Source organism: Erythrobacter sp. CCH5-A1 (assembly GCF_001557115.1).
GTDB lineage: Bacteria > Pseudomonadota > Alphaproteobacteria > Sphingomonadales > Sphingomonadaceae > Erythrobacter.
The window spans coordinates 86,304-97,955 of record NZ_LSKQ01000202.1; the positions used below are offsets into that span (position 1 = coordinate 86,304).

General features: G+C 66.5%; 10 protein-coding genes. 2 read left to right on the top strand and 8 right to left on the bottom strand.

The genetic code is table 11. The annotated features are described in order from the left end of the window. Positions 1-27 precede the first annotated feature (27 nt). The 7 genes from AX708_RS12240 to AX708_RS12270 all read right to left on the bottom strand — a co-directional run bounded on the left by AX708_RS12240 (position 28) and on the right by AX708_RS12270 (position 6,365). Complete coding sequence (locus AX708_RS12240) at positions 28-846, bottom strand: TrbG/VirB9 family P-type conjugative transfer protein (RefSeq protein ID WP_066524990.1); 819 nt, start codon at positions 844-846, stop codon at positions 28-30. After that, positions 843-2,051: a type IV secretion system protein gene (locus tag AX708_RS12245; RefSeq protein ID WP_066524996.1), complete on the bottom strand. Its 1,209-nt coding sequence runs from the start codon at positions 2,049-2,051 to the stop codon at positions 843-845. The genes AX708_RS12240 and AX708_RS12245 overlap by 4 nt, the downstream gene beginning before the upstream one ends. Then, positions 2,048-4,471, bottom strand: a complete 2,424-nt coding sequence (locus tag AX708_RS12250; protein ID WP_066525002.1) for a VirB4 family type IV secretion/conjugal transfer ATPase — start codon at positions 4,469-4,471, stop codon at positions 2,048-2,050. The genes AX708_RS12245 and AX708_RS12250 overlap by 4 nt, the downstream gene beginning before the upstream one ends. A 12-nt stretch (positions 4,472-4,483) precedes the next feature. After that, entirely contained in the window at positions 4,484-4,795 is a 312-nt protein-coding gene (locus AX708_RS12255) for a type IV secretion system protein VirB3 (RefSeq protein WP_066525004.1), read from the bottom strand. A 4-nt stretch (positions 4,796-4,799) separates the two neighbouring features. Continuing rightward, positions 4,800-5,111 (bottom strand): TrbC/VirB2 family protein, encoded by a 312-nt coding sequence (locus AX708_RS12260; protein WP_082745376.1) that lies wholly within the window; start codon positions 5,109-5,111, stop codon positions 4,800-4,802. 48 nt (positions 5,112-5,159) lie between these two features. Beyond that, positions 5,160-5,795, bottom strand: coding sequence for a lytic transglycosylase domain-containing protein (locus AX708_RS12265; protein WP_066525006.1), 636 nt, complete (start codon positions 5,793-5,795; stop codon positions 5,160-5,162). A 180-nt stretch (positions 5,796-5,975) separates the two neighbouring features. Further along, positions 5,976-6,365 (bottom strand): tetratricopeptide repeat protein, encoded by a 390-nt coding sequence (locus AX708_RS12270; protein ID WP_066525014.1) that lies wholly within the window; start codon positions 6,363-6,365, stop codon positions 5,976-5,978. Between the two features lie 321 nt (positions 6,366-6,686). On the opposite strand from AX708_RS12270, the gene AX708_RS12275 reads away from it, so the two are divergent. Together AX708_RS12275 and AX708_RS12280 are read left to right on the top strand one after the other, a co-directional pair. Beyond that, entirely contained in the window at positions 6,687-8,234 is a 1,548-nt protein-coding gene (locus AX708_RS12275) for a hypothetical protein (protein ID WP_067490169.1), read from the top strand. A gap of 117 nt (positions 8,235-8,351) precedes the next feature. Further along, on the top strand, positions 8,352-11,144 hold the full coding sequence (locus AX708_RS12280; RefSeq protein WP_066525027.1) for a TonB-dependent receptor domain-containing protein: 2,793 nt from the start codon (positions 8,352-8,354) through the stop codon (positions 11,142-11,144). Between the two features lie 162 nt (positions 11,145-11,306). On the opposite strand, the gene AX708_RS20500 is transcribed toward AX708_RS12280, so the two are convergent. Further along, positions 11,307-11,561, bottom strand: coding sequence for a hypothetical protein (locus tag AX708_RS20500; RefSeq protein ID WP_066525029.1), 255 nt, complete (start codon positions 11,559-11,561; stop codon positions 11,307-11,309). Between the last annotated feature and the right edge of the window lie 91 nt (positions 11,562-11,652).

An 11,652-nucleotide genomic window follows, 5' to 3' on the forward strand; every position in this document is an offset into this window, starting at 1 on the left:
CCTTGGCAGGGTGGTTCGGTTGAACGATCATTTCTTGCCCTTCCCGCGCCTTGCGGAAAGTCCGGCCTGCCGCGATGACGGCGGCATCGGCCCGGTGTTGGTGAGGGTGGCGCTGTCGCGGCCCGATCGCAGGATGATCTGCGGCGGCACCCCTTCGACCACCACGGTATCGCCGCGGGTGGTGTAGTTGACCGGCCCCTCGTCACCTTCGGCATTGGTGATGAGGATCGCGGGGATCGGCATGCCGGGGCCCCAGGTCAGATACACCGCATCGCCATCGTCATAGGCGCGGTTGGGCAGGAGCTCGGGCGTACCCGCGCTCGACCAGGCGAAGTTGAGCTTGGGCGGTTCGGCCGGCTTGGGCGGGGTCACGGGGCCGCCGGTGGCGGGATCGATCGCGTTGGCGGCGAGCTGCGCCTTCGCCTCGGCCTCGGCCTCGGCAGCAAGGCGCGCTTCCTCGGCCGCCTTCTCGAGTTCGGGGTAGCGGAATTGCAGGACGTAGAGCGCGGACGCCTTGGGGCTGGCGACGAGGTCGAACAGATAGGTCCGCTTGTCGGTCACCACGGTCATGTTGGTGCGCGCGGCCGGTTCCAGCGGCTTCACGAACAGGATCGTCTGCGCCTTGTTGGGCTGCACCTGCCAGGCCGCCGAATCCCCGATCGCGACGTTTTCGATGATCTCGTCGGGGGCAAACTTGATGGTGGTCTGGACTTTCACCCGGCCATCGATGCGCACCACCGCGTCGGCATCGTAAACAAGGGTCTGGAGCCGGCTGTCCTGCGCGGCGAGCGGGGCGGCAAGGGCAAGGGCAAAAGCGAGGCTCGCGAGGAGCGAGGGCCGGGTCATTGATAGGTCTCCGTGGGGGGCATCGTCGGCTTTGGGGCGGGCGCGGACGGGCCCGAGGGCGCGGGGCGGAAGCGGTTGCCGATCCCGCGGGTGCGCTGCGGTGCCGCAGTGAGCGGCACCACCTGCCCGCCCGCTGCGGCAGCGGCGATCACGCGGGTATCGCGGGCCGCACCGGCATCGCTGCCGGTGTCGTTGGCGACCACCACCTGCGGCGGCGGCGGCGCCACATCGGCGCGGCGCGCGGTCGCGAGCGGCGTGACGGGGGCGACATTGGTGTTGCGCGGGGCCGTGCCGGCGCCTTGCGGCACGGCAACCGGGCGCAGGTCTTCGACCGGGCGTTCGCGCTCCTCGCCCGGCACGAGACCGAAGACCTGCCAGTTCGCGACCATCGTGGTGGCGACCTTCAGGGACAGCAGCATCAGCGCGACATGCACCGCGCCGATCAGGAAGAAGGCCATCGCCGCCTGCTGGTCGATCTTGCCCGGCACCGCCACCAGCGCGGCTAGCACGGGAACCGAAATTTCGAGCATGATCGACCCGCCCAGCACGGCCAGCAGCGGGGTGATCGCCATCATCGTCAGGCCCTTGAGCCAGCCGGTGAACAGCCCGCGCGTGCCGTCGAACAGGGCCAGCACCACGAAGATCGGGCCGATCGCAAGCAGCAGCGCCAGCGCGATGCGCGCGGTCACCAGCATGCCCACCGTGCCCAGCAAGAGCAGCATCGCCCCAAGCCACATCATCCCCGGTGGGGAGAAGGCGCTGATGTTGGAGGTATCCCCGCTCGCCTGCTGGATCGCCTGGAACACCACGTCGAGTTTCTGGGCGAACACCATCGTGGCGCTCTCGCCGCGTGTGCCGGTGAGGATCCCTGCGATCTGATCCGGGCCGCCGATGAAGATGTTGTAGAACACGCTCGAGAAGGCGACGAAGCTGGTCGCGAAGGTCAGCACCAGCCCCAGCGTCATCATCTTGGGGACAAGCGCGCGCACCGAGATGTTCGAACGGCCGAGCATCAGCGAGATGCCGAAAAAGCCGACATAGAGCCCCAGCACGATGGTCAGCGCGAAGGCGAGCTGGCCGTCATCGCCGAACAGGCGGTTGAAGGCCTGTTCGGAGACATTGCCGGCGATACAGTCGACCGCGGTCAGCGCCGAGGAGACGCCGGTGCCCATTGCCTGGGCGGCCTGATCGCAATTCGCGCTCATTCCGCCGCCTGCCACATGCTGTCGTCCTCGGGGTCACCCGGACCGTCGGGCCAGGCGCGGCCGGTGAGCGGCGGATACCACGCGGACGGCGCATCGCCGACCGCTTCGCGCAGCAGATCGAGCCTGCGCACCGCGCTCTCGCGGCCCGAAAGGATCGTCAGCACCTCCGGCGCGCCCGACAGGTCGAGCCGGACCACCACGCTCGCATCGGGCTGGCGCACGAGGAAGCAGCGGCTGTGCGCGGGCAGCGAGCGGATCAGCGCGAATTCGTGAGCGGTGAGGCCGAAGCCGTCGCAATAATCCTCCGCCCGCGCGCGGCTGTTGGGCATGAACACCATCGTCGCGGTCTGCTCGACCAGCGCGGTCGAAATGCGACTATCGAGCGCGTCGCGGGCTGACTGTGTGGCAAACCCGACCAGCGCATTGCGCTTGCGCAGGGTCTTGAGCCAGTCGCGGATGCGCGCGGCGAAGACCTCGTCGTCCAGCGCCTTCCAGCCCTCGTCGATCAGGATCATGGTCGGCTGCCCGTCCAGCCGCTCGTCGATGCGGTGGAACAGGTACATCATGGTCGGCGTCCGCAGCCGCGGGTTTTCGAGCAGCGCGGTCATGTCGAAGCCCATGACGCGGGTTTCGAGATCGAGCTGGTCGCGCGCGTTGTCGAACAGCCAGCTGTGCTCGCCCTCCCCGATCCATGCGCCGAGGCGATCGGCCAGATCGCCCGGCTCCGGACGGCGGGCACCGGCGAGCAGTTCCTTGAAATGGCGCAGGCGCCGCAGCGAGGGATCGTTGGCGTAGGTCGCATCGACCGCGGCGGAGAGCGTCGCGAATTCCTCGGGCCCGTCGGCCTTCAGGAGTACGGCGAGCCAGTCGCGCAGGAAGGCGCGGTTGGCGGGCGTGTCGGGAAGCGCGAGCGGGTTGAAGCCGGTCGGCATCCCCGGTGCGATCCGATCATAACGCCCGCCGATCCCGCGGATGAACAGCTCCGCGCCGCGATCCTTGTCGAACAGGATGGTGCGCGGTTTGAATTTTTGCGCTTGGGCCGCCAGGAAGTTCATGACGACCGTCTTCCCGGACCCGCTCGGCCCGATGACCGAAAAGTTGCCGAGGTCGCCGTGGTGGAAGTTGAAGAAGAACGGCGTCGCGCTGGTTGTCTCCAGCAGCGTCACCGCATCGCCCCAGTGGTTGCCGCCCGCCTGCCCCAGCGCAAAGCCGTGGAAGCTGCCGAAGCCTGCCATATTGGCCGAGGAAATCAGCGCGCGGCGGACGATATATTCCTCGTTCCCCGGGAACTGCGCCCAGAAGGCGGGCTCGAGGTTGGTGTCCTCGCGCACCGCGATGGCGCCCGTATCGGCGAGCGCGGCGGCGCAGGCGGCCATCGCGTCGTCGAGCGCGGGGAGCGTCTTCTCGCGCACCAGCACGGTGAGGTGGTGATCGCCGAAGCCGACCGCCCCGTTGCCGAGGCTGTCGCGCGCGGCGAGCATGTCGGCGCGTTCGGCTGCGGCCTCTTCATCGACCGAGCGCGAGCGGCGCAGCGCAAGGTCGATGCGCTCCTTGGCCGTGGTGCGCTCGTTGGGGGCGTAGCTTTCGGTGACGACCATCTCGAACGGCAGGCGCAGCAGATTGTCGAGCAGGCCCGGCGAGGTCGCCTCGGGATAGTCCTTCAGGCCGAGGATCGCGGCGAAATCGGGCGCGGCGCTGCCGCGCAGTTCCATCGCATCGAGCCCGAAGGAGGCGCGGCGATAGGGCAGCATGTCGCCGATGTCGGTATCGGGGGAAGGCCGGCGCACCGGGCGCATCTCGCCGTTGTAGAGCGCGCTGAGCAGCTCCAGCATCTCGGAATTGGTGCCGCCGGTGCCGGGTGCCTGATAGTCCCCGAGCACCGCCGCGCCGTAGCTCTGGAGCGAGGCGACCAGCCCGGTGATCGCGGCCTTGAGGCTGCGGACGTCCTTGGGATCGGCTTCCAGCTCTTCCTGCCCGGCGCGGCTGAACATCTTCGCGATACGCTCTGGCAGGCCGGTCTTGCCGCGCGCAGGGCGGCGGATCAGCGTGACGAACTGGTCGTTGATGAACAGCGATCCGCCCGCCAGCCGCTGCTTCCAGCGCGCATCGATATGGCGCGAGAGCGGGTCGGGGAATTCGGCATCCAGTTCCACCTCGACCCGGCGGCGGATGACGTGGTGATACATCACGAAGCGCGCATCGAGGGTCGAACGCAGCATCACCTCGCGGGTGGCGGCGTGGGCGTTGAGGGCATCGCTGTCCTCGGTCTCGAACAAGAGGCCCGGCACCTGGATGGCGCTCATCACGCTGCCGTCCCGCAGCAGCACGGTGTTCTCGTCGATCAGCCGGTCATAGGGCAGACGGTCACCGACCAGGGCTTCCTTCGCGCTCCACGCGGCGGCTCCGATCCATTTCACCATGACGATACGTCCTTAAGGCGCATAGGAGTTGCACCCCCAGCGCTTGTAATTGGGAACGCGCGGGCACTTCGAAACCTTCGTGATCCACAGGTCGAAGATACGCGGTTCGCGCAAGGAAGCGAAGTAGCCGATGCCGTGCATCACCCCCGGGATCAGCAGGAAGCCGAGCAGGAACAGCCCGTTCTGGATCAGCAGGTTGCGCAGGATCAGGAAGGCGATCGTCGTCACCATCATGTTGATGATGAAGAAGTTCATCGTCACGCCGGCGAACATCTGCGGGCGGGTGAGCGCGCGGTGGACGGGGTGGCGGACGAGCTCGCTCATGTGCTTAACCAGCCGCTTGCTGGATGCCGGCAACGATGGTGGTCGCACCGAACAGGATGAAGACGCCGATGATCACGGTCGCGCCGAAGCGCCAGTTCATCCGGCCGGTGAGCATCATGAAGCCGATCGCGGCGACCGCCATCACCGCAATGGTGGTCGCCACCGTGCCGAGCAGCGTGCCCTGGAGCCACAGCAGCGCGTTGTTGATCGGACCCGAACCGGCGGGATCGGCGCCTTGGGCGAAGGCAGCAGTGTGGGCCGAGACCAGCGCGAGGGCGGCGGCAAGACGGACGGGAATACGGACCTTGGGCATCATGTCTTTCTCAGTTTCTCGATGTTCATTCGTGCGCGTCAGGGCGCCCGGTTACTGGCCGGGCGCGCGCGCATGGTTGGACAGCCGCCCCATGATGGCGGCCACATACTGCTTTGTCTCGCGGATATTGGGCACCCCGCCCGATCGCTCGACCCGTCCCGGGCCGGCGTTGTAGGCAGCGAGCGCCTTCTCGATGTCGCCGCCGAAGCGGTCGAGCTGTTCGCGCAGGTAACGCGCCCCGCCTTCGAGATTGGCGAAAGGATCGCGCGGGTCAACACCGAGATAGCGCGCGGTGCCCGGCATCAATTGGGCAAGCCCCTGCGCGCCGACCGGCGAGACCGCGTTCTCGTTCCAGCGGCTCTCCTGCCACACCACCGCCTCGAGCAGCGCGGGCGAGATATCGAAGCGGGCCGCAAGCTCGGCGATCTTGGCGGCATAGCGCGCTGGCACGCCGGCGGCGTGGCGCGCCGGGTCGGCGACGGCGAAATCGGGAACGGCGAAAGCAGGCCCCTCGCCAGGCTCGGCCTGTCCGGAGGGAGCAGGCGCAGCAGCCGGTCCGGGAACGGCGCTCTGACCGGCAAGCGGCCCCGCCACCCAGCGCGCGCCGCCCGCATCCAGCTCCAGCACATCCGCGCGCGCCTCGGCCGCGGGGCCGAAGGCGAGCGCCGTACCCGCAGCAATTGTCATGACGCGGCAAGCCGCGGCGAGAATCATGTCTCGGCCCTCCAGAGTGTCTCCCTTTGTCTATCCTAAATGACAGGCAGGTGACAGTATGAGGAAAGCCACGGGATGATTACCGGTGGGTTACCGGGGCGGCACTACGCGCAATTTCGCGCAAGCGGCTCCCCGGCGCGCCCTGTAAAACGGTCACTGGTCGCGGAAGCTCAGCGTGCCTGCCGCGCCCGCCGCGCCGCGGAATTCGCCGCGCTCGAGCATCCTTAGCGCCTTTCGCGCCAGCCGCCGCGAATCGGTGGCGGTGCCGTCGGCGGTCTCGAGCTCGATCACCTCGTTGCAGGCCAGCGCCTGCCGGAAGGCATCGCGCGCCCGCACCTCGTCACCCGTCTGGGCATAGGCGATGCCGAGATTGATCAGCACCGCGGCATCCTGCGGATCGGCGGCGCTAGCCTTTTCCAGCGAGGCGATGGCCTGCTCGGCGCGGCCTGCAGCGATCATGCGCGCGGCGAGTTCGGGGGCGACGGGAGTGTCTGCAAGCGGGGGTGCGGCGGCGAGCGCCAGTGCAAGAAAGGCTACGGACATCGGTATGGCTCCTCTTCGATCAGGCAGGCATCATGCCTGTGACGGGGAGCGAATGCAACATAACTGTAACATTGTCTTTTATTTGTAATTTACAAGCTCAACCTTCTGATTATTTTCTATATTTTCGTGACACCTCCCCCAGCGCCGCAGCTCCTCCGAGGGAATCGCTTTGTCATATTTGTCTTTCTTCAGTCATATTACAGCAAATGCCATGCCACTGTCATGCTGCAACAATTCGGTCATGAACGCCCCCTAGCCAGCCTTCAGCGCAACAGATCAAGCGCCTAACTCGATTCTCGGCTCAAGAGGGGACCCACGCTCGTGAAAAACATCCAACGCACTCTGATTCTGGGTTGCAGCCTGGTCGCTCTGGCGGGTTGCGGCGCGGATGAGATCGTTTCGCCCGGCACCGGCGGCGACATCATCATCAACAACCCGGCGCCCACCCCGACCCCCACTCCCACCCAGACTCTGGTGACCCCGGCAGGCGGCTGCCCGACCATCGCGACCGCCGGCGGCCTGACCGACGCCGGAACCATCTCCGGCCCGACTGGCACCTATCGCGTGTGCACCCTGCCTGCGACCATCTCAACCTCCGACACCCTGCCCTTCATCCGCGGCCTGCTTTACCAGATCCAGGGCGCGACGCAGGTCGGCACCGATCAGGGCTTCGGCACCACCAACACCTCTGTCACCCTGACCATCGAGCCGGGCGTGATCCTGTTCGCCCAGGGCAACTCGGCGCTGATCGTCAACCGCGGCAACCGCCTGATCTCGAATGGCACCGCGGCCCGCCCGATCATCTGGACCAGCCGCGACAACGTGATCGGCGTCGCCAGCGACAACAGCCAGCAGCAGTGGGGCGGCGTCGTGCTGCTCGGCCGTGCTCCGGTGTCCGACTGCGCGACCGGCGGCGTGAACACCGCAGCGACCCCGGGCGCCAACCCGCAGTGCCAGCAGAACCTCGAAGGTTCGGCCGTCACCGTGCCCTATGGCGGCAACCAGGCGGCCGACAACTCGGGCTCGTTCACCTTCAACCAGCTGCGCTTCTCGGGCTTCGAACTGGCGCCGGGCAACGAGCTCCAGTCGCTGACCACCGGCGGCGTCGGCTCGGGCACCACCATCGCCAACGTCCAGTCGTTCAACAGCTCGGATGACGGCGTCGAGTTCTTCGGCGGCGGTTTCAACGTCCGCAACCTCGCGGTGATCGGCGCGTCGGACGACTCGCTCGACGTCGACACCGGCGCGCAGGTCAATGTCGACACGTTCATCGCGGTCCAGCGCTCCAGCACCGGCGACTCGATCATCGAGCTCGACTCGAACGACAACGTCGCCACCCCGATCAACGCCATCCCGCGCACCCGTCTGCAGGTGAACAACGCGACGATGGTCGAGCGCATTGCCGGTTCGAACGCCGCGATGCTGCGTCTGCGCGGCGGTGCGGCCTTCGGCCTCACCAACACCGTCATGAACCGTCTCGATGGCACCGGCACCCACTGCGTGCGCGTCGACGAGCAGCTGACCGTGGACAACCTGATCGGTTTCAACTCGGTGGTCTGCGACGGCGGTGCCTCGAACCAGGTGCGCGGCGTTGCCACTGCGGCTGCGGCGATCACTGCGGGCTCGAACGTGAACCTCAACTTCACGATCACCCTCGTCGACACGGTGGTGAACGGTACCGGCGAGACCGGCGTGACCGCCTTCGACGCCACGCCGCGCTCGAGCTTCTTCGCGCCGGCCCGCACCTTCATCGGTGCGGTGCAGAACGCGGCCGGGCTCGACACCTTCCGCGGCTGGACCTGCAACTCGGCGGTGTTCAGCTTCGGCGGCACCGGCACTGCCTGCACGACCCTGCCGGTCTTCAGCTGATCGCGCCTTTCGAAACGGGGGGGCGCCGCGTCGTGACGCGCGCCTCCCCTTTCTTTCTATGTGGCCCCGCGCGGGCCAAATCTGTTCAAAGGCCTATTCATGAGGGGGTCTCGCATTATGTTGACCGGCAAGCGCCTGGCAGGGCTGCTGCTTCTCACCACGTCGCTCACCCTGCCCTCGATGCTGCACGCGCAGGACGTGACCGAGGACACCGCGACCGAAGCGGAAGCGCCGCAGGATCCGCTCACTGAAGAGGTCGAGGGCGAACCGCCGGTCGAAGAGGCCGACATCTCGATCCCGGGCGGCGAGATCATCGTCACCGGCCGCCGCGGCCGCAATCCGGAGCGCTCCTCGGGTCAGGTGCTCAACGTGCTCACCGAAGCCGACATCGCCCGCACCGGCGACGGCGATATCGCCGGCGCGCTCGGCCGCGTCAGCGGCCTGTCGCTGGTCGGCAACGGCCGCGTCTTCGTGCGCGGCCTCGGCGACCGCTATTCGCTCGCCCTGCTCAACGGCCTGCCGCTGCCGAGCCCCGAACCGCTCAGCCGCGTCGTCCCGCTCGACATCTTCCCGACCAGCGTGATCTCCTCCTCGCTGGTGCAGAAGTCCTATTCGGCCAACTTCCCGCTCGAGTTCGGCGGCGGGGTGATCAACCTCACCACCAAGGCCGTGCCCACCGAGGACTTCCTGACGCTCAGCATCAGCGGCAGCGGCGATACCGAGACCACCTTCGAGAACGGCCTCAGCTATTTCGGCAGCGACTGGGACGTGTTCGGTTTCGACAACGGCAACCGCGACATCCCGTCGAACCTGCAGGCCTTCTTCGACAGCGGCGAGCGGATCGATTCGGTCAGCCCCGCCATTACCGGCCCGATCGCAGCGCAGCTGTTCCCGACCAACCTCGTCACGCTTCAGCGCATCCCCAACCTGCGCGCCAATTTCAGCGCCAATCTCACCGGCGGCTTCTCGGTGGAGCTGGGTGACGACACCTATCTCGGCGTGATCGCGACCGGCGGGATCTCGAACAAGTACCGCAACCGTTCGGTGCTGAGCCAGGTCGGCAACGGCGACCTCAGCCAGCTCAACGAATCCGGCACGACCTTCATCACCGACAACAACGTGCTGGTGAACGCGTTGATCGGGGTGGGTCTCGACATCGGCGAGCACACGGTGCGCTGGACCAACCTCTACATCCGCGACACGCTCAAGACCGCGCGTCTGGGCGAGCGGACCGATTTCCTGCTTGGGGTCGACGGCTTCGACTTCATCGAACAGCAGACTGGCTGGTTCGAACGCCAGCTGATCGACACGCAGCTCGTCACCGAGCTGAACTTCGGCAAGCTCGGCATCGACCTGCGCGGCGGCTTTGCGCGCACCGACCGCGAGGCGCCGTTCAACGCGACGATCGAATATGTCCGCACCGGCAACCCGGGCGACCCGTTCGGCGACCGCTTCGTAGCCAATATCGGTGGGATCGGCGGCCAGCAGTTCGCCAATCGCCCGCAGGTGGAATTCGACGACCTGCAGGAAGACCAGTATTTCGGCGGGATTGACGTCTCCTACGAGCTGCTCGATTCGCTCGACGTGACGGTCGGCTATTCCTACTACGACACCAGTCGCCGTTCCTCCAGCCGCTCGTTCCAGCCGCTGGTGTCCTGCGGCACGGTGTGCAACGCTTTCCTCACGCCCCAGGCGGCCAGCTCCCTGATCCTCTCGCTGGGCCTGCGCCAGCCGGGCAGCATCATCACCGGCGCGACGACCGCCACTACACCGGGTCCTGTGACGCTTCCCAATGGCACCGTGGCGCCCGCCGGAAGCCGGTTCTTCGACGTTACGATCCTCGAACGCTCGCCCTTCCCGGTGTTCGACGCGGCGCTGGTGGTCCACGCCGGCTACGGCCAGGTCCGCTGGGCGGCGACCGACCGCCTGTCCGTCGAAGCCGGGGTCCGCTTCGAGGACGGCTCGCAGACGGTGGCGATCGACCAGACGATCTTCAACACCCCAATCGCCGGCGCGACTCCCACCAACATCAACAATGATTACCTGCTGCCCGGCGGGACAATCACCTTCGAGGCGACCGACGATCTGCAGCTGCGCGTCTCGGCCTCGCAGACCATCGCCCGCCCGCAGTTCCGCGAACTGGTCGAACAGCTCTACTTCGATCCGGAATCGAACCGCCGCTACATCGGTAACCCGTTCCTGCAGGACAGCGAGCTGACCAACGTCGAAGCGCGCGCCGAATACTACCTCGGCGGTCGCAACAAGGTCAGCCTGGCAGGGTTCTACAAAGACATTTCGAACCCGATCGAGAACTTCCTGATCTTCGTGCCCGGCGAACTGCGCACCAGCTTCGCCAATGCGCCGGGGGCCGAACTCTACGGGGCCGAGCTCGACGCCTCGTACGCCTTCGATCTCTATGACTGGGGCGGGTTCTTCGCGACGAAGCAGCTGCTGGTGCTGGCGAACTACACCTACAGCAAGTCGAGCATCACGGTGGCAGCGGGCGATCTCGCGCCGGTGCCCGGCACGCCCAACCAGGACGCGAGTCTGCTGTTCGATGCCGGCGCGCCGCTGGTCGGCCAGTCGGATCACGTCGCGAACCTCTCGATCGGCCTCGAGGATACCGAGAAGGTGCAGCAGTTCACCTTCCTCATCAACTACGCGAGCGAGCGCGTCACCCTGCGCGGCGGGCCTCTGCCGGACGTGGTCGAGGACCCGGGCCTGACGGTCGATTTCGTCGCGCGCGGCGAATTGAAGCTGGGCGGCGTTCCGCTCGAGCTGAGCTTCGATGTGCGCAACATCTTCGGCCGCGACAATTTCGAGTTCCAGGAGTTCAACGGCAACCGCATCGAGATCAACACCTTCGATGTGGGCACGAGCTTCTCCGTCGGGCTCAAGGCCGAGTTCTGATCCGGTCCTGACTGCAAACGCAAAGGCCGCTCCCTTCGGGGGCGGCCTTTTTCGTTGGGAGGGCGCAACGACAGATTGGCGCACCTCGTCAGACCAGAAGAAGTCCGCACATGGGACAAAAGCTAAGCTGCGAGCATGACCGCGAGTAGGTGGAAAACAGACCTACGGCGCAAGCTGAATCCAGATGGTCGGCACGTCATATTTGGCAGCCCATTGCTGAGCGGCGGCCAAAGCAGCTTCAAGGCTAACGTCATCTTCGGCAAGTGAGCCATAGCCAACCCAATCACCATTAGCTTTGAACGAACCGCCTGACCCGGAAAACCTGCCATCGTCAGATGCCTCAATCCTTAGCCAACGCATATCGTCACCGTGGTCGGGCATGTCTTCACCGGGCGAAAGGTAAACGACACTGGTCATCAGGCCATTCTGATCTGCATCACGAATGACCGCAATGGGTCGATGCACGAACCCGCTTCGCGGGAGTGTCGCTGGCGGCGAGGGTGATGTA

What these genes read in the sequence shown, in the direction of transcription:
- AX708_RS12280 (WP_066525027.1), top strand. Translation starts at nt 8,352, where the DNA reads ATGTTGACCGGCAAGCGCCTGGCAGGGCTGCTGCTTCTCACCACGTCG.
- AX708_RS12270 (WP_066525014.1), bottom strand. Translation starts at nt 6,365, where the DNA reads ATGTCCGTAGCCTTTCTTGCACTGGCGCTCGCCGCCGCACCCCCGCTT.
- AX708_RS20500 (WP_066525029.1), bottom strand. Translation starts at nt 11,561, where the DNA reads ATGACCAGTGTCGTTTACCTTTCGCCCGGTGAAGACATGCCCGACCAC.
- AX708_RS12260 (WP_082745376.1), bottom strand. Translation starts at nt 5,111, where the DNA reads ATGATGCCCAAGGTCCGTATTCCCGTCCGTCTTGCCGCCGCCCTCGCG.
- AX708_RS12265 (WP_066525006.1), bottom strand. Translation starts at nt 5,795, where the DNA reads ATGACAATTGCTGCGGGTACGGCGCTCGCCTTCGGCCCCGCGGCCGAG.
- AX708_RS12255 (WP_066525004.1), bottom strand. Translation starts at nt 4,795, where the DNA reads ATGAGCGAGCTCGTCCGCCACCCCGTCCACCGCGCGCTCACCCGCCCG.
- AX708_RS12250 (WP_066525002.1), bottom strand. Translation starts at nt 4,471, where the DNA reads ATGGTGAAATGGATCGGAGCCGCCGCGTGGAGCGCGAAGGAAGCCCTG.
- AX708_RS12245 (WP_066524996.1), bottom strand. Translation starts at nt 2,051, where the DNA reads ATGAGCGCGAATTGCGATCAGGCCGCCCAGGCAATGGGCACCGGCGTC.
- AX708_RS12240 (WP_066524990.1), bottom strand. Translation starts at nt 846, where the DNA reads ATGACCCGGCCCTCGCTCCTCGCGAGCCTCGCTTTTGCCCTTGCCCTT.